Annotated in this window: 15 protein-coding genes and 1 tRNA gene; 13 read left to right on the plus strand and 3 right to left on the minus strand. The window is 37.5% G+C overall.

Annotated features, from left to right (window positions below; translation table 11 throughout):
- Positions 1–496 precede the first annotated feature (496 nt).
- From pcrA to FHL05_RS09380, 9 genes are all read left to right on the plus strand, one after another.
- Entirely contained in the window at positions 497–2,728 is a 2,232-nt protein-coding gene (gene pcrA / locus FHL05_RS09340) for a DNA helicase PcrA (protein ID WP_153522533.1), read from the plus strand.
- Positions 2,729–2,739: 11 nt separating this feature from the next.
- Positions 2,740–4,758, plus strand: coding sequence for an NAD-dependent DNA ligase LigA (gene ligA / locus FHL05_RS09345; protein WP_153522530.1), 2,019 nt, complete (start codon positions 2,740–2,742; stop codon positions 4,756–4,758).
- Between the two features lie 11 nt (positions 4,759–4,769).
- Positions 4,770–5,903, plus strand: a complete 1,134-nt coding sequence (locus tag FHL05_RS09350) for a CamS family sex pheromone protein (protein WP_153385309.1) — start codon at positions 4,770–4,772, stop codon at positions 5,901–5,903.
- Between the two features lie 13 nt (positions 5,904–5,916).
- On the plus strand, positions 5,917–6,216 hold the full coding sequence (gene gatC / locus FHL05_RS09355; protein ID WP_153385310.1) for an Asp-tRNA(Asn)/Glu-tRNA(Gln) amidotransferase subunit GatC: 300 nt from the start codon (positions 5,917–5,919) through the stop codon (positions 6,214–6,216).
- Positions 6,216–7,673, plus strand: coding sequence for an Asp-tRNA(Asn)/Glu-tRNA(Gln) amidotransferase subunit GatA (gatA, locus tag FHL05_RS09360; protein WP_162000271.1), 1,458 nt, complete (start codon positions 6,216–6,218; stop codon positions 7,671–7,673). Before gatC ends, gatA begins: the two co-directional genes overlap by 1 nt.
- On the plus strand, positions 7,673–9,103 hold the full coding sequence (gene gatB, locus FHL05_RS09365; RefSeq protein ID WP_153385311.1) for an Asp-tRNA(Asn)/Glu-tRNA(Gln) amidotransferase subunit GatB: 1,431 nt from the start codon (positions 7,673–7,675) through the stop codon (positions 9,101–9,103). The genes gatA and gatB overlap by 1 nt, the downstream gene beginning before the upstream one ends.
- A 12-nt stretch (positions 9,104–9,115) precedes the next feature.
- Positions 9,116–10,114 (plus strand): diacylglycerol kinase, encoded by a 999-nt coding sequence (locus FHL05_RS09370; protein ID WP_153385312.1) that lies wholly within the window; start codon positions 9,116–9,118, stop codon positions 10,112–10,114.
- Positions 10,115–10,173: 59 nt separating this feature from the next.
- The gene (gene rlmD, locus FHL05_RS09375) at positions 10,174–11,532 is read left to right on the plus strand and encodes a 23S rRNA (uracil(1939)-C(5))-methyltransferase RlmD (RefSeq protein WP_153385313.1); all 1,359 of its coding nucleotides are present in this window, start codon (positions 10,174–10,176) and stop codon (positions 11,530–11,532) included.
- A 118-nt stretch (positions 11,533–11,650) separates the two neighbouring features.
- Positions 11,651–11,842 carry a hypothetical protein gene (locus FHL05_RS09380; protein WP_153385314.1) on the plus strand — a complete coding sequence of 64 codons (192 nt, stop codon included), beginning with the start codon at positions 11,651–11,653 and terminating at the stop codon, positions 11,840–11,842.
- Here FHL05_RS09380 and FHL05_RS09385 read toward each other — a convergent pair.
- The 3 genes from FHL05_RS09385 to FHL05_RS09395 all read right to left on the minus strand — a co-directional run bounded on the left by FHL05_RS09385 (position 11,827) and on the right by FHL05_RS09395 (position 15,553).
- A complete protein-coding gene (locus FHL05_RS09385; protein WP_153385315.1) occupies positions 11,827–12,714 on the minus strand; it encodes an alpha/beta hydrolase in 888 nt (295 codons plus the stop codon). The two genes, FHL05_RS09380 and FHL05_RS09385, sit on opposite strands and share 16 nt — an antisense overlap.
- Positions 12,714–14,033 carry a PTS transporter subunit EIIC gene (locus FHL05_RS09390; RefSeq protein ID WP_153385316.1) on the minus strand — a complete coding sequence of 440 codons (1,320 nt, stop codon included), beginning with the start codon at positions 14,031–14,033 and terminating at the stop codon, positions 12,714–12,716. Before FHL05_RS09390 ends, FHL05_RS09385 begins: the two co-directional genes overlap by 1 nt.
- Before the next feature lie 176 nt (positions 14,034–14,209).
- A complete protein-coding gene (locus FHL05_RS09395) occupies positions 14,210–15,553 on the minus strand; it encodes an APC family permease (protein ID WP_153385317.1) in 1,344 nt (447 codons plus the stop codon).
- A gap of 123 nt (positions 15,554–15,676) precedes the next feature.
- Between FHL05_RS09395 and FHL05_RS09400 the strand changes: the two genes are divergently transcribed.
- From FHL05_RS09400 to FHL05_RS09415, 4 genes are all read left to right on the plus strand, one after another.
- Positions 15,677–16,672 carry a Gfo/Idh/MocA family protein gene (locus FHL05_RS09400; protein ID WP_153385318.1) on the plus strand — a complete coding sequence of 332 codons (996 nt, stop codon included), beginning with the start codon at positions 15,677–15,679 and terminating at the stop codon, positions 16,670–16,672.
- 2 nt (positions 16,673–16,674) lie between these two features.
- A complete protein-coding gene (locus tag FHL05_RS09405; RefSeq protein WP_153522531.1) occupies positions 16,675–17,895 on the plus strand; it encodes a DEAD/DEAH box helicase in 1,221 nt (406 codons plus the stop codon).
- A 62-nt stretch (positions 17,896–17,957) separates the two neighbouring features.
- Positions 17,958–18,031, plus strand: a tRNA-Arg gene (locus FHL05_RS09410).
- Positions 18,032–18,096: 65 nt separating this feature from the next.
- Complete coding sequence (locus FHL05_RS09415) at positions 18,097–18,597, plus strand: acyl-CoA thioesterase (protein WP_153522532.1); 501 nt, start codon at positions 18,097–18,099, stop codon at positions 18,595–18,597.
- Positions 18,598–18,699 lie beyond the last annotated feature (102 nt).

The following is an 18,699-nucleotide window of genomic DNA, read 5'->3' on the forward strand; positions in this document are numbered from 1 at the left end:
TGTGAAACAACCGCCCGAGATATTAGACTTAACCGGAATGGGTTGCCCTTGCGTAACTCGTTTCCACTATGCGGCAAAGGTGCGTGTAGTTTACCCCAAAAAGTAAGAATAAAATAGCCTTAGGTGCAGTGAGTTGCCCCGTCGTAACTCGTTTCCACTATGCAGCAAAGAAGCGAGTAGATTTAACCGGAATGGGTTGCCCTTGTGTAACTCGTTTCCACCATGCAACAAAGAAGCACGCCGTTCACCCAAAAAAGTAAGTAAAGTGATTCACTCTTAAAAACAAATTAAATCAAAAAATAAAAAAAGATGTTTTACCTATGAACTCTCCAACGAGAGTTCAAATAAAGGTAAAACATCTTTTTCTGTCCACCAAAAAACCGTAGTACCTTTTTCGCTCTAACATGAAAAATTTGCTACAATATAAACAGCTATTTTAAGCACAACTAAATTTTTTTACACAAAGATTTGAGGTATTTTTAAATTGGACGATACTATGTTAAAAGGTCTTAACCCGGAGCAACAAGATGCAGTTAAGGCAACACAAGGACCACTCTTAATTATGGCTGGCGCCGGTTCTGGTAAAACACGTGTTTTAACTCACCGCGTAGCCTTTTTAATTGAAGAAAAAAATATTATGCCTTGGCATATTTTAGCAATTACCTTTACTAATAAGGCTGCTAAAGAAATGAAAGAAAGAATTGGCAAATTACTCGATGAATCTGCCAATGACGTTTGGGTCTCAACTTTCCACTCTCTTTGTGTAAGAATTTTAAGAAGAGATATTGATAAGTTGGGGAAGTCCAAGAGTTTCACCATCGCTGATCCTAGTGAACAGAGAACATTGATGAAACAAATTTTGGTCAGAATGAATTTGGACCCTAAACGTTATGATCCAAGAGCACTATTAGGAACTATCAGTAACGCCAAGAATGAATTGCAGACACCAGCTGAATTTGCCCAAGTAGCTGCTTCGCCATATGAACAAACGGCTGCTAATGTTTATGATGCCTATGCCAAAGAAATGGATCGCAATAATTCACTTGATTTTGACGATTTGATTATGCAGACCAATCAGTTATTCGAAGAAAATCCTGACGTTTTGGAAAAGTATCAAGAAAAATTCCAATACATTCACGTCGATGAATATCAAGATACCAATGAAGCTCAATATAAATTGGTCAAACAATTAGGTGCTAAATATCGTAATGTCTGCGTAGTTGGTGATGCTGATCAGAGTATTTACGGTTGGCGTGGAGCAAACATTCAAAACATTATGAATTTTGAAAAAGATTATCCTGAAGCAACGACGATTAAACTGGAACAAAATTATCGTTCAACGAAAACTATTTTAAAGGCTGCGAACGAAGTTATTAATAATAACGGCAATCGCAAACCTAAAGAGCTTTGGACTGACAATAAAGAGGGCGACAAGATTAAGTTTTATCGTGGTCAAAATGAATCTGATGAAGCACTCTACGTCGTCGACCAAATCAAAAACCTCCTATTAGAAGGTTTCAATTATGGTGATTTTGCTGTTCTTTATCGAACAAATGCTCAATCACGTACGTTTGAAGAGAAATTGCTTCAAGCTAATATTCCTTATAAGATTGTTGGTGGACATAAGTTCTACGATCGAAAAGAAATTAAAGATGTTATGGCCTATTTGCGTTTAGTGGCTAATCACGATGATTCAATGAGTTTTCAACGAGTTATCAACAGCCCTAAACGTGGAATTGGTCCAGGAACAGTAGACAAGCTTCAAAATTACGCTGACGAACATGGCTGGTCGCTATTAGAAGCAGCTGAAAATATTGAATTGTCGCCTTTATCAGCTCGTCCTCGAAAAAAAATCGGTGACTTTGCTAAAGTAATCGACAATTTGACTAAGTTAGCTCAAGACCAATCAATGACAGTTTTGATGGACCACTTATTGGAAGATTCTGGTTATGTAGAAGATTTAAAACAACAAAATAATTTGGAATCACAAGCTCGTGTGGAAAATATTGAAGAACTTTTAACTGTTACAACTCAATTCGACCAAAGCTATGAACCAGATCCAGAAGTGGATGAAACTCGTTTAACAACTTTCTTAACGGAATTGTCCTTAGTTAGTGACCAGGATGATTTAGAGGAAGACCAAAAAGAAGTAACACTGATGACTTTACATGCTGCTAAGGGATTGGAATTTCCAGTTGTCTTCTTAGTTGGAATGGAAGAGGGAATCTTCCCATTAGGTCGTTCGCTTCTTAAAGAAGACGATCTTGAAGAGGAACGTCGTTTGGCTTACGTTGGAATTACTCGTGCTGAAAAGAAACTTTACTTAACTAATGCCGTCAGTCGGATGCTTTATGGCCGTCTACAAAATAATCCTACTTCAAGATTCGTTGAAGAAATTAAGGATGACGCAATCGACCCAGTGAACAGCAATGTTGGCAATGTCTCAAGTGCAGGCAGAAACAATAGACCTAATAGAAGACAAAATCGCTTTGCTGCAGCAACAACGGCTTCCTTTAAGTCACCAACTTTGAAGTCAAAAGGTGCTTCCGGTGCTGAAAAATTAAGTTGGAATGTTGGCGATAAAGTCGATCACAAAAAATGGGGTCAAGGAACAGTCGTTAAAGTTAATGGTGCAGGCAAGAATGCTGAACTAGATATTGCCTTTAAGAGTGAAGGCGTTAAGCGTCTGTTAGCTGAATATGCACCAATTAAAAAAGTTACTGATTAAGAGGTGGAAACATGGCAGATTTGACAAAAGAACAAGTTAGTCAAGAATTGGAAAAGATTCGTCCACAATTGAACAAGTGGCGTGAAGATTATTACACCAAGGACGCGCCTGCGGTCGAAGATAATGTTTACGATAAACTTTATAATCGTCTTTTGGAATTGGAACAAATGTATCCCGAATTGGTAACGCCAGATTCACCTTCTCAACAAGTCGGTGACGTTACCTTGCCTGATTTCAATAAAGTTACTCACGATATTCCCATGCTTTCAATGGGGGATGTCTTTTCTGAAGCTGAATTAGCAGAATTTAACGATCGAATTGAAAAAAATGTTGGACATGAAGTAGATTATAATGTTGAATTAAAAATTGATGGTTTATCATTATCGTTGATTTATGAAAATGGTATCTTAGTTCAAGGCTCAACTCGTGGTAACGGAACAATCGGTGAAAATGTTACCGAAAATGTTAAAACGATTGCTGATGTTCCACAAAAATTGAGTCGTCCACTTTCCTTTGAAGTTCGTGGCGAATGTTTCATGTCAAAAAAGGAATTTTTACGCTTGAATCAAGCACGTGAAAAAGATGGCCATCAAGTTTTTGCTAATCCAAGAAATGCGGCTGCTGGTAGTTTAAGACAATTAGACCCTAAAATTACGGCTTCTCGTAAATTGGCAACTTTTATGTATACGATCGTAACTTTTGATGATTTGAATGTTCCAACCCAACATGATGCTTTAGAGACTTTAAAAGAATTAGGTTTTAACGTTAATCCTACGGCTAAAGTAACTACTGGCTTAAAGGGCGTTAAAGATTACATTGAGCACTTTGGAGAATTACGTGACAGTTTGGATTATGGAATCGATGGCGTCGTTTTGAAGGTCAACGATTTAGGTCTTCAAAGAGATTTAGGCAATACCGTTAAAGTTCCTCGTTGGGAAATAGCTTATAAATTCCCACCTGAACAAGCTCAATCAAAAGTCTTAGATATTACTTGGACGATTGGGCGAACTGGAGTGTTGACGCCAACAGCGGTGATGAATCCAGTTAGTTTAGCGGGTACGACTGTTGCAAGAGCAACTTTGCACAATGAAGATATGATTAAGCAAAAAGATATTAGAATTGGCGATACCGTCTTGCTGCATAAAGCGGGCGATATTATTCCAGAGGTTTCTCAAGTCGTTTTAGATAAACGTCCTAAAGATTCTAAACCAGCACAAATCCCTACTCACTGTCCATATTGCAATTCAAAATTGATTCACCTTGAAGATGAAGTAGCTTTAAGATGTATCAATCCTAAGTGTCCAGCTCAAGTTAAAGAGCAATTAACGCATTTTGCTTCACGAAATGCAATGAATATTGATGGATTAGGTCCTAAAATTATTGAACAGTTGTATACTAAGAAGTTAGTTCAAGATGTTGCTGATATTTACAAATTGACAGCTGACGACTTGAGTACTTTAGATGGTTTCAAGGAGAAGTCAATCAACAACTTATTGACAGCAATTGATAATTCTAAGAGTAATTCAGTTGAACGCTTGATTTTTGGTTTAGGAATCCGTCATGTCGGTGCCAAAGCTGGTCGAATTCTGGCAGAACATTTTGGCAACTTAGATAATTTGATGGCAGCATCAACGGACGAAATTTTAAGCGTGAATACTATGGGTGAAATTATTGCCGACAGTATTTCAACTTATTTTGCAAATGATGATGTTAAAAAGTTGATAAATGAACTAAAATCAGTAAATATTAATATGAATTTTATTGGTAGTTCAAATTCTAATGAAACAAATGTACACTTTACTGATAAAATAATTGTTATAACCGGAACATTGGAAAATTATAAACGTTCAGAATTGTCGCAGAAGTTGGTGGATCTCGGTGCTAAAGTCACAGGTTCAGTTACTAAAAAGACTGATCTGTTGATTGCAGGAACAAAAGCTGGTAGCAAGCTAACTAAAGCTCAACAATTAGGAACGCAGATTATTGATGAAGCAACATTGTCTGATTATTTGGATGATGCCAAAGAGTAGGAGAAACAGATTTGAAAAAATTCTTAAAAACTACGTCGTTACTACTAATGTGTGCACTTTTGTTGTCTGCCTGTGGTAATTTACAAGATTCAACTTTATCATCTGGTAGTGGAAGTTCATCAAAGAGCTCCGTTCAGACCACATCGACGTCTGATTCAAGTAGTTATGATGTTTTATTGAGTGGAGGAAAATACAAGACAAGTGCAATTTCAGGCTTGACTGCTGCTGATAATAGTAATCAGTTCAATAGTCGTAGCTTTGAAAGTGGCTTGATGAAGTTGTCGAAAAAACAATTTTCGACTAATTCGTATGTTTTCCAAGAAGGACAGGTTTTGTCTGCCAGCACTGTTAATAACTGGTTAGACAGAAAAACTAAGAAAAATCCGACAGGACTAAATCCAAAGTCGAATGGTTCTAAGGCTGAAGACAAGCGTGCTCCAATGTATTTCCAACAAATGCTCGAAGAGGATTATCTTCAAAAACAAGATGGAAAATATAAATTAGCCGGTATGTCAATTGGTATTGCGATGAATAAAATTGACTATTACCAAAAGAAACAATATGGTGCTACTTATAAGACCACTATTTCAACTGAAGAGCAAAAAGAACAGGGTGAAAAAATTGCTAAAGAAGTTGTCAAGCGTTTACGTAAGGACAATAAAGTTGGCAATATTCCGATTGTCGTGGGATTATATTCTGTGGCCCCTGAAGATACTTTAGTTGGTGGGACTTATTTCCAATATGCGGTAAGTAAGAGTGGCGACCTTGGAAGTTGGTCTAATTTAGATTACAAGAATCAAATGTTACCAACCGTTAATGGCGATACGGCCATTAGCAGCAGCGATTCTGATGCCTTTTCTAACTTCAAGGATCACATTCAAGATTACTTCCCTAATCTTTCTGGAGTAACTGCTCAGGCACACTATGATGGTACTGATCTCAAGTCGTTAGATGTGACAATTAATACACAATTTGATGGTTTGGCTCAGGTAACTAGTTTCACACAATTTGTTCAACAAAGTGCAACTAAGTATTTACCATCTGGAGCAGATTTAGATATTAATATTCAAACTGTTGATGAACAACAATCAGTCGTTACACGTACTAATGGCAAATTCTATTCACACGTTTATGATGCAGATTAAAAAGGAGAAACTTATGATTTCAAAAGATGAAATTTTACACGTTGCCAAATTGGCTAATTTGAAATTTGAAGCTGATGAAGTTGATAGCTTCGTTAGTCAATTGGATAAAATCGTTGGCATGGAAAGTAAATTGTCCAGCGTTGACACAACTGGCATCGAACCTACATACAACATGGGCGACACTAAAACTGTCTTCCGTGAAGATAAGGGAATTCGTACTCAAACTAGAGAACAAATGCTTAAAAATGTTCCCGAAACTGATAACAACCTTATTAAAGTTCCAACGATTGTTGACAAGGAGGACGATGAATAGTGGATATCAAGAAGGAAACAATTGCTTCTTTGCATGATAAATTAGTTAACAAAGAAGTGACTGCTAAAGAGTTAGCTGATCAAGCTATTGAAAAAATCAACGCTAACGAAAAGAAACTCAATACTTTCATCACTGTTAATGACAAGGCACCTGAAGATGCACAAAAAGTCGATGAAGCTGGAATTAAAGGACCATTATCTGGTATTCCTATTGCTATCAAAGATAATATTGTCAGCAATGGCATCAAAACTACTGCTGCAAGTAAAATCTTGTACAATTTCATGCCTGTTTACAGTGCTACAGTTCTAGAAAAATTGGAAAATGCCGGTGCTGTTAATATCGGTAAAACTAATTTGGATGAATTTGCTATGGGTTCATCAACTGAAACTTCTTACTTTGGAACCGTCGTTAATCCTTGGGACTTAAGCCGCGTTCCTGGTGGTTCATCTGGTGGTTCTGCTGCAGCTGTTGCTTCTGGTGAAGTTGTTGCTGCTTTAGGTACTGATACTGGTGGTTCAATCAGACAACCTTCAGCTTTTAATGGTATCTTTGGTATCAAACCTACTTATGGACGTGTGTCACGTTGGGGCGTTATTGCCTTTGCATCAAGTCTTGATCAAGTCGGCGTTATGTCAAAACGTGTTGAAGATTCAGCACAAGTCTTGTCAGTGATTGCTGGTCATGATGACCACGATTCAACAAGTTCAGAAAAAGAAGTTCCTGACTATCGTGCTAACTTAAATAAGGACATGACAGGCGTTAAGATTGCTGTTCCTAAGGAATTCTGGCATGAAGGAACAAACCCTGATGTTTTGAAGAACGTTAACGAAGCACTCGATGCTTACAAGAAGATGGGCGCAACTGTTGAAGAAGTTAGTTTACCAACTTTGAAGCATGCGGTTGAAGTTTATTATGTCTTGGCATCTAGTGAAGCTTCATCTAACCTTCAAAGATATGATGGAGTTAGATATGGTTATCGTGCTAAAGATGTTAAGAACATTAAGGAACTCTTCGTTAATTCACGTTCTGAAGGTTTCGGCGATGAAGTTAAACGTCGTATTATGTTAGGTACATTTGCTTTATCAGCTGGTGCTTACGATGCTTACTTTAAGAAGGCTGCTCAAGTTAGAACTATTTTTATTAATGAAATGAATGATGTCTTAAAAGACTATGATTTAATTATGGGACCTTCAACGACAACACCTGCTTTCAAGATTGGTGAAAAAGTTGATGACCCATTGGCTATGTATATGAATGATATTTTGACAATTCCTGCTAACTTAGCTGGTCTTCCAGCTGCTTCAGTTCCTGCAGGCTTGGCAGACGGTTTACCTGTTGGATTGCAAATCATTGGTCGTCCATTTGCTGAACAAGATGTCTTCAATGCTGCTTATGCACTTCAAGAAGAAAATAAATTTTACGAAAAAATACCTACTGCACTTAAGGGGGAAGACTAATGAATTTTGAAACAACTATCGGACTAGAAGTTCACGTTGAATTAAAGACAAAGTCCAAAATGTACAGTCCTTCACCAGTTGCGTATGGTGCTGAATCTAATATCAATACCAATGTGATTGACTTTGGTTTTCCAGGAACATTACCAACTGTAAATAAAAATGGTTATCGTCTAGGTTTGATGGTCGCTTTAGCTTTAAATGCTGAAATTGAACACCACACTCACTTTGACCGTAAGAACTATTTCTACCCAGATAATCCTAAGGCTTACCAAATTACTCAACAAGATAAGCCATTAGGACACGATGGCTATATCGAAATTGAAGTTGATGGCAAGAAGAAGAAAATCGGTGTCGAAGAACTTCACGTCGAAGAAGATGCTGGTAAAAATACCCACGGTAACAACGGCTACTCTTATGTTGATTTGAACCGTCAAGGTACACCATTGATTGAAATTGTTTCAAAACCTGATATGCATTCTCCTGAAGAAGCTTACCAATATCTTGAGAACTTACGTAAGATTGTTCAATTTACTGGTGCTTCTGATGTTAAGATGGAAGAAGGTTCAATGCGTGTTGATACAAATATTTCAATACGTCCAGTCGGCTCAGATACTTATGGTACTAAAGTCGAATTGAAGAACTTGAACTCTTTCAACCACGTTAAATTAGGTCTTGCTTATGAAGAGAAACGTCAAGCTGCTATCTTAAAACAAGGTGGTACGATTGGCCAAGAAACAAGACGTTTTGATGAAAAGACTGGTGAAACATTCTTAATGCGTGTTAAGTCTGGTGCTGATGATTATCGTTACTTCCCAGAACCTGACTTGCCTGATTTTGATATTTCTCCAGAATGGGTTGCAGAAATCAAAGCTACTTTGCCTGAAACTGCTGAAAAGCGTCGCAAGCGTTATATCAATGAACTAGGAATTCCTGAATATGATGCTGGCGTCTTGACAGATACTAAGGAAATGTCTGATTTCTTCGATGAAGCTGTTGAATACAAAGCTAATCCAAAACTAGTTTCTAACTGGTTGATGGGTGAAGTTAATGGTTATTTGAATGAAAATAAAATTGGTTTGTTAGATACTAAGTTGACGCCTGAACATTTGGCTAAGATGATCAATTTGATTTCTAACGGAACAATTTCTTCTAAGATTGCCAAAAAGGTCTTCCAAGAAACTATCAGCAATGGTACAGAACCAGAAAAATGGGTCAAAGAAAAGGGACTTGTCCAAGAATCTGATCCAGCTGTCTTGAAGCCAATGATTTTGAATATTCTTGATAATAATCAACAATCAATCGATGACTTCAAGAATGGTAAAGATCGTGCCGTTGGTTTCTTGATTGGTCAAATCATGAAGCAAACACATGGTCAAGCTAACCCTAAGGTTGCTAATAAGCTTTTGATGGAAGAGTTAAAGAGTCGTTAGTGAGGGAAAGATATGCGTGCTAGACTGATTTATAATCCAACTTCAGGTCACGAGACCATGAACAGTAATGTTGGAGATATTTTAAATATTATTGAAAAAGCTGGTTATGAGGCTAGTGCTTACCGAACTACACCGAAAAAAAATTCAGCTAAAAATGAAGCCAGACGAGTAGCAAAAGAGGGATTTGAACTTGTCGTTGCTGCTGGTGGAGATGGTACGATCAATGAGGTCGTCAATGGAATCGCTGATTTGGATAAACGTCCAGAGGTGGCCATCATTCCTGCAGGAACCACTAACGATTATGCACGAGCTTTAAAAATCCCGCGTGATGATGTCGTTGATGCAGCAAAAGTTATTTTGAAAGGTCAAAAGTTACCTGTCGATATCGGGCAAGCTGGCGAGAAATATTTTATTAATATTGCCGGTGGCGGTTCGATGACGGAGTTAACTTACGAAGTACCTTCAGCTTATAAATCAATTTTGGGTTACTTGGCTTATTTGGTGAAGGGCGCGGAATTGTTGCCTCGAATCAGTCCAATTGACATGCATATTGAATACGATGATGGAGTTTTTGATGGTAAAGCAACCATGTTTCTGATAGGATTAACTAATTCGATTGGTGGGATGGAACAAATTGCCCCTGACTCTGTTATTGGTGATGGAACATTTTCACTGATTATCGTCAAAGAGACTAATTTAAGAGACTTAGTTCATCTGATTGCCTTAGTCTTGAACGGCGGTCGTCACGTTTATAATCCCAAAGTTATCTATACGAAGACTAAAAAAATTAGCGTCAAAGCTAATGATGATAATCGGGTGATGGTTAACTTGGATGGTGAATATGGTGGAGATGCCCCAATGGAATTTACCAATTTACATAATCATCTGAATATTTATGCAAATGTTGATTCTATACCTCTCAAAGCAATTGATACATCAACTCTTAGTGAAAAAGATGCTGGTGAAAAAATTATCGAAGAAGAAAAGAATCTCGATAAAGAGAACAAATAAAAAAGAATTGAGAAGTGTATCAATTTTGAGCACTTCTTTTTTCTATGTATAGGTGAAAAATGGACAAACCGAATTTAAAAAAGAACCAAAAAATAGAATTAGAGATTGAAGATCTCTCATACGAAGGCAAGGGTGTCGCTAAAGTAGACGACTTCACATTATTTGTGGACAATGCTTTGCCCGGTGAAAAAGTTAATGCGGTCATCACACGAGTTAATAAGAATTTTGGCTTTGCAAGAACGTTAGAGGTTCTTAAAGAATCTCCAGATCGTGTACATGATATTGATGCCGTTTATGCTCAAACAGGAATTGCTCCTTTGAGTCATTTAAAGTACGATAAACAACTTGAATTCAAACGTAATCAAGTCGTAACTGACTTCAGTAAGATTGGCCTAAAAGATGTTACAGTCAATCAAACTTTAGGAATGGACTCACCATTTAATTATCGTAATAAAGCACAAGTTCCTGTTAGACAAATCGATGGCAAATTGACAACTGGTTTTTATCGTCGTCGTTCGCATGATTTAGTACCAATGGAAAACTTCTTGATTCAAGATCCTAAGATTGATGCTGAAATCTTACGTGTGCGTGATATTTTACGTAAATATAACGTTCGTGGCTACGATGAAAAGAATCAAAAGGGTCAAATCAGAACTATCATGGTTCGTCGTGCTTACTTTACAGGTGAAATGATGGTCGTTTTGGTTTCCAGAACACCTGATATTTCTCATTACAAGGACATCACTAAAGAAATCCTAGATAATGCTGAAGTTAAGTCACTATATCTCAACGTTAATTCAAAGAATACCAATGTTATCTTTGGTCAAAAGATGACTCTCTTAGGTGGCAAGAAGTATATCGATGATGAGATTTTGGGTAATACTTACCGAATTTCTCCACGATCTTTTTACCAAGTAAACCCAGTTCAAACTCAAAATCTTTACAAGATGGCAATTGATAAGGCTGAATTGACTGGCAAAGAAAATGTTGTCGATGCTTATTCTGGTATCGGAACAATTGGCTTATCATTGGCTGATAAAGCAAAGCATGTGACTGGTATCGAAGTAATCGAAGATGCCGTTAAAGATGCTGACAAGAATGCCAAGTTGAATGGTATCAATAACGCTGATTTTATCGTTGGCAAGACAGAAGATGTCTTGGATGAATGGGCCAAAAACGATATGTCAGTCGATGTTTTGATGGTCGATCCTCCACGTAAAGGTTTGGCTAGTTCTTTGATTGGTTCATTGAAGAATATCAAACCAAAGAAAATCGTCTACATCAGTTGCAATCCTGCTACTTTAGCACGTGATTTAGAAGCCTTGAGCGATACTTATGAGATTGGCGATGTTACGCCAGTTGATATGTTCCCAATGACAAATCACATCGAATCTGTAACGCAACTTAAGTTGAAATAAAAAAATTGATTCTTTTAGTTGGGGAATCAATTTTTTTGCTTTCAGGATATAAATTTATTAATATTAGGTTGAAAATTGAGCAGGAGTTGAGGGCAATTCGCTTATAAGGAGAAGTAATATGCAAGCAATATTTGGTATCGGTGCAATCGGAATTGCCATTTGGCAAATCTTTATCTCAAAGGAATATTTTAATAATATCAAAAAACAATCAAGTCCACTTTTGTTAGCCTTGATTGCTTTGATTGCCAGTTTGATTTTTGCGGCTGTGTTGATAGTTTATGGCGTAACGACGCTTTATTCCTTATTATAACGGTTCTTTTTAGGATTCTTATTAGGAGTGTTATTATTGCCATTTTCCACGATATATTGTTCAAAAATGTTAATGAATTGATTGCTATCAAGCATATCAGAATGCTCAGCCTTGGAGCCGGTCAAAGTGATTAAAGTATAACGCTTGATTTGGTCTTCATAAATATACTTTCCAGCATCAACGCTACCTAAAGGTACGATACCATCGTCGGTATAAAGTTTGGTGCCCGCAATTGAGTAATAGGTTAAATTGCTTGGAATCTTTTCCCGCTTTTTGATTAGTTCATTTAACATTTGCGTATGATTGACTGGATTAGTTTCTTCAAAGTTATAGGGCGTACCAACAGTCAGCATTTTATTGATGGAAATTGATGAGTCGTCGAAGTAATCTTCTAAAAAGTATGTCCAAACGAGTCCACCATTTGAATGTCCAAAAGCATTAAAGCTGTTGAATTGATAGCGCTGTTTAAGTTTGTTAAAAGCGATATTGAACCAAGCAGCTTGTTTTTTTATGTTCGCATAGCCGTCAGAATTGTTCTCAAAGCCAACAACGATAAAAGGTCGTTGATCATTAGGCCGCAAACTGCCAGTATAAGTGATTTTATCGTCAGTATGGACGGTTAATTTTATCAGGCTATGATGTTCGCCAGTCTGGCGGTTGACAGTTTTAACTAAGTCGTCAAATCTAGAAGCAGTCGCGCTGCTGCCGGGAATCATGATGATAGGAGACATTGGCGAATTGTAGCGTCCAGCTAAAGTCGAAACGTTTTTTCTGGTCCAAATGTATGACGGGATTCCCAGCAAAATTAAAATAATTGCCAGTGCAATCAAATACTTGAAGTTCTTGTTTTTTTTCAAATTGTGTCTTGGCATTAGTATGCACCTTCTTCAAGCCCTAAATTGTCCAGTAATTTAACTTTGACGGCCATTTTAACGAATGGTATATAAATGTATACTGAAATAATTATGGCAATGACAGAGAAGATGAGAGCCTGCCAGCTGCCATTAGTCCCAACAAAGGCAATCAAGGGACCTGGAGTTCCAATCGGAACCGGATAAACGCTTGGCGGCATCAAATGCAGGGCAATCGCAAGTGCTGCCATGAGCATGTTTGCAATTGGAGCAAGGATAAATGGTATCAAAAAGATGACATTGAATAAAATAGGAATACCGGACATCAAACCATCGCCAATATTGAAGATAGTCGGAACCATAGCCCAGTGAGCCACCGTTTGAAAATCCTTGTCCTTGGAAATTATCAAAATCGCTATGAGCAAGCCAAGAATCGAACCCGTCCCACCAAAGGTCGCAAAAGCATGGTATAAGGTAGCACTCGTGAAAGGATTGGGTGCGTTCCAGGCGGTATGTTTTTGCAGTGCGTAATTCAAGTTAGCAGTCGAGAGGACATCCATCTTTTCAACTCCTAAAGCGGAGTAAGTTCCTGACCAACCTAAAAACGACATGATAATTGTATAAACTGAAAAAATCAGTGTTTTAAAGAGTTGCAGCCAATCATTTGAAGTGGTGTATTCACTGGATAACGAATTGATAAAGTTTCCTGGTGCTTGTGAATAATAAGTAACATTGATCAAGATGCTAAAGACCATTGCTAAAATCAAAGTAGTGATGATTGGTTTCAAAGAAATGAAGGTTCGTTCCAAAATATTATTGACGTGACTGGTTTCTGGAATAGGACGACTGAATTTTTTAAAGAGCCAACCGACGAAGATTCCTAAAATAATAGCAAATAATAAACCACGCATCCCTAAAATGGCAGGGTGAAAAGAAAATGGCTGTACTTTAGAATAGACGTAATCAACAATTAAAAGGGCACTGATAGCAGTAATTCCCGCTAATTGGTCATCGCGTCGGTAGTATTTAGCGGTGTATTTAGCAGCACCAAAAATAGCAATCACCGAGACCCAACCTAAAGAGAGGTTATATAAGACGTTAGCCATGTTGTCGACTTGACGGAAAATAAAGTCATTGCCTAGGCTAGGGAAGACGTCAGTTAAGAAACCCTCTTTACCAATAATGATTGTCTGAATAATCTTAATGAAACTGCCAAATAAGGCAAATGGAAAAATCAAAAGAAGCGTTTTTTGGATGATACGATAAATCAAAAGCTTTTGTATTTTTAAAGTTGTTAAAACCAATCGCTTTTCAAAGTTGTTTTTGAATTGGACTTTCATGAAAACACGCCGCCTAGCTTTTATTTTCAATTAGAATCTGGATACTCAAAATGAGTATAATCTTCCAATTGAAAAATCGCCATTTTTAACAATAAGTAAAAATTGTCGTTTTGGATAAAGCAATATAAAAAGCACTTCTTGAATGACAAATTTCAATTCAAGAAGTGCTTAATTATTTATTTGGATAATCTTTTTTTATGTAAATAGTGAATGTAGTAAACTGGCAATCCTAAAAGCGTGATTCCTATTCCCATAAATGCTAATCCCGGTTGGCGAAGCAAGGTCGAGATGATGATGTAAGCACCACCGATTAAAGCAATAATTGGTGGAATCGGATAGAAATTGATTTTATAGGGACGTTTCAAGTCAGGCTCGCTGCGTCTTAAAATGAAGACTCCAACGAACATCATCATTGAAAAAATCCACATAACGAAAACCAGCATGTCGGTCAGATAATCAAAACTGCCCATGAAAATCATGGCAATCGCAATGATTGTTTGAATCAAACCGGCAAAAGCAGGAACTCGTGTATGTTTCGTCAATTTGGCGAAGTGTTTGGCAAAGACGATTTCGTCATCAGCACCTAAAGTATAGCTGACACGTGAACCAGTCATTGTGTAGCCGTTGACTGAACCAAAGACTGAAATTAAGATTCCAATTGTTACGATTTTTCCACCAATATTACCAAAAATCCTGATGGCTGCTTCAGAAGCAGTATTTTGATTTCCAGGAATCAAATCAAATGGTAGAGCCTTGATAAAGACAAAGCTGATTAGGACGTAAATCAAAGTGATGAAGAATAGTCCCACAATAATTGATTTAGAAAGATCTTTTTCAGGCTTCTTCATTTCTCCAGCTAAATTACCAACATTCATCCAGCCGTCAAAGGCAAACATTGTTGCTAACAAGCCTCCACCCATTGAAGACCAAAAGTTAGGATGACTTCCGGAAGTGATAGGAAAAAGCGAGATGTTATTGGATGTCGGCGTAAAGATACCAACAACAATAATCAATACAATCGGTATCAATTTAGCAATTAAAGAAATCGATTGAATTCGTCCACCAACTTTAGCTCCTAATAAGTTGACTAAATATAAGAAGACAGCTAATGAAATAGCTATTGGAATTTGCCAAGTGCTAGGAAGATTGCAAAGATTCATAACTTGTGTGGCAAAAATAATCGAAAGAGCGGAAATTCCGGCAGGATAATAGATTACCGATTGAGCCCAAGCTAATAAAAAGGCTGGAACTTTACCATAGATATATTCAATATATTTATAAATTCCCCCTGCAACTGGTAGTGCTGAAGCTAATTCAGCAATTGTCAGTCCAGCATTGATAGTAATGAAACCAGCGAGCAACCAGACAAAGATGGTTAAACTGGCTGATCCGGTCGCTTGCGTGACACTTGAAATTTTAAAGAAGACACCGCCACCAATGACCAGACCCATTACTGTAGATAAAGCGGGAAAGAAACCGAGGTCTCTTTTCAGGCTGAACTTGTCTGTTTCATCGTTCATAAAAGTAAAACTCCCCTTTTAATGGTATAGAATAAAATTATATACCATATTGATATTGAGAAAAAACTTTTTTTGTGGTAATTGCGCTTACATTTAAGTAGAATTAGAAACAGAGGTGATTTTATGATTAGTTTAGGAATAATTGGTACTAGTGGCATTACAGAACAATTTATTAAAGCAATTGATGAAACCGAAACTTTTTCATTAACCAACGTTTATTCACGTACGGAAACTAAGGCGCAAAAGTTTCTTGATGATATAAACAAGAGTGATATCCAAATCGACACGGACATGGATAAATTTTTCCAAAGAAATTTTGACACTGTTTATATCGCTTCACCTAATGCATTGCATTTTCCAGAAGCAAAAAAGGCAATCGAAAACAACAAGAATGTTATTGTTGAAAAGCCAAGCACATCAACAGTTAGAGAGTTCTCAATTTTGGATGAGCTGGCACATTCTAAGGGAGTTTACTTGTTTGAGGCTGCTAGACACATTCACGAACCTATTTTCAAGAAGATTCAAGAAGTCGTTTCAAAGCATCAAAAAGATATTACTGGCGCAACGTTTTCTTATATGAAGTATTCCAGTCGTTATGACGCTTATTTAGCAGGCCAAAATCCTAATATTTTCACGACCAAGTTTTCTGGTGGCGCCCTATATGATTTAGGAGTATATACCGTCTACGATGCCGTAGTTTTGTTCGGTCAACCAGAAAGGGTCCAATATACGCCTGAAATTATTGAATCAGGTATCGACGGCAGCGGTAGTTTAACACTCAAGTATTCTGATTTTGACGTTAATATTATTATTGGCAAGACTAAAAATTCTTACATGTCTTCAGAAATCTACTTTGGCAAGGATACTTTGATTCTTGATAATGGTGGCGACATCAATCATCTGGATTGGGCCGACGACAACAGAAATATTACTGATATTCCAACAGTCAAGAGCAGCAACCCGATGGACGCTGAAGCTAAAGTATTTGCAAAAATAATTACTGAAAATGATAAAGAAACTTATGAAAATCTGTTAAAGTACGCTAGAATTGTAAATAAAGTTTTAGAGCAAGCCAGAACTAGTGCTGGACTTGTTTTTGATGCAGATGAGGAAAAATAAAATTGGAAATACCAAAATTATATCAGGATTATTTTAAACAAAATCATTTTGAAGCTTTAACAAAGATTCAAGATGCTGTTTACATGCCTTTTAAAGAGGGCAAAGATTTAGTAGCGATGGCACCAACTGGTTCAGGGAAAACTTTAGGCTTCGTGATGCCAATGTTAGAGACTTTAGTTCCTAAAGATGGACTGCAAGTTTTGATTTTAGAGCCATCGCAGGAATTAGCAATGCAGGTTAGGGATGTTATCCAACCACTTGCTAAATTGGTCGACTGCAAAGTTCAGGCTTTGACTGGTGGTGCTAATCCAACTCGTCAATTGAAGAAATTGAAGGAAAAGCCTGAAATCATTGTGGCAACCTTAGGTCGTTTGAATGAATTGACTGAAAGTCGCAAAGTTAAGTTAGGCAAGATCAACACTGTCATTGTCGATGAAGCTGATGAAATGTTGAATGAATCTAAATTAGAGAGCGTTCGTAAGATTATCTCGCAAATGCCCGCTGATGTGCAAATGACTTTCTTCTCAGCTACTGGCAATGACATCTTTCAAGATATGCACAAGTGGTTCGGTCAAGATTTCTTAGTGATCGATCAAAGACATGACACGACTTACACGGCCGGAATCAAGCATTACTTCGTCGATGCGAATAATGAATTCGTCAAGAACGCCATTTTACGTGAGTTGGCACACAGCAAGAAATTCTTGGGAATCGTCTTTTTCAATAATTCCCGTTCGCTTCACAAAACTGTCAGCGATATGAACCACAATAAGACTAATTTCGTTGTTTTGGACAGTAAGATGTCTTCTCAGCAACGTAAAACTGCTTTGCAACTATTCTCCAGTAAAAAGGTCAATCTGCTCTTAACGACGGATGTGGCTGCTCGTGGGATGGATATTGATGATATCAATATGATTATTAATTATATGATTCCTCGAGATAACAGTGAATACGTGCACCGTGCTGGTCGGACTGGCCGAATGGGTAAGAGTGGCTCAGTTATTACCTTTGGTAACAGCCATGATATGCGTAATCTTCAAGAGATGATCGAATCTCCTGTTACAAAGATGTATGTTGGTCACGAAGGGCAATTGACTAAGAAACCTGTCTTTGATAAGAACAAACGTCATCATACTTCTAAGTCGCAATCAACTAACACTAAATCTAAAAAACGTTTACGTGACCAAAAGAACAAGGGAAAACGTAAATTCAATAAGAAATAGTAAATTTAATTTGGCACACTTTCAATTGGCATTTTGCGTTAAAATAGAAAGTGTGTTTTATTGGTCCCTTGGCTCAGCAGGATAGAGCAACTGCCTCCTAAGCAGTAGGTCCCCGGTTCGATTCCGGGAGGGATCATAAATTTTCGGGTCATAATTCCTTTTGGGAGGTTATGGCTCATTTTTTATAAGGAGAAACAGTGAATGAAAACTATAAAATGCAGCGATACGCTCTCAATCAGCAATCATCGCGTTTTCTCATCAGATTTGAATGAGCATGACACCGTCTTTGGTGGCAAAACCTTGATGACGATTGACGATAATTCGTCGATTTCGGCTTCTAGAGTGGCTCGAATCGAGACGGTCACAGCTTCAATCGACCAAGTTAATTTTATCTTGCCATTTAAACTGCAGGATTCGATGTGTACTGAATCTTATGTTTCAGGAGTGGGCACTCGTTCAATCGAAGTTTTTACGAAAATTATCGGCGAGCATCTAAAAACTGGTAAGAGATTTTTGGGATTGACTTGTTTTTCTAGTTTTGTGGTAACGGATAAAAATGTAGTTTTGCCAACCGTGGTACCAGATACAGATGAGGCGGAATTTGTCTGCAGCGGATATAATGACCGCCAATCGGAACGTTTGCAAAAATTATTGCAACAAGAAAAATTCAATAAAAATAGGCTGTTCGTCAAATTAAGTTGATGGCAGTTTACATAAGCAGTTAGATCATAATTGGTCTAGCTGTTTTTTATTTGGCTGACGAGCTTGCTCGGAGCCAAAAAATTTGAAGATTGATACGCTTAA

The sequence above is a fragment of the Companilactobacillus halodurans genome (assembly GCF_009600995.1).
GTDB lineage: Bacteria > Bacillota > Bacilli > Lactobacillales > Lactobacillaceae > Companilactobacillus > Companilactobacillus halodurans.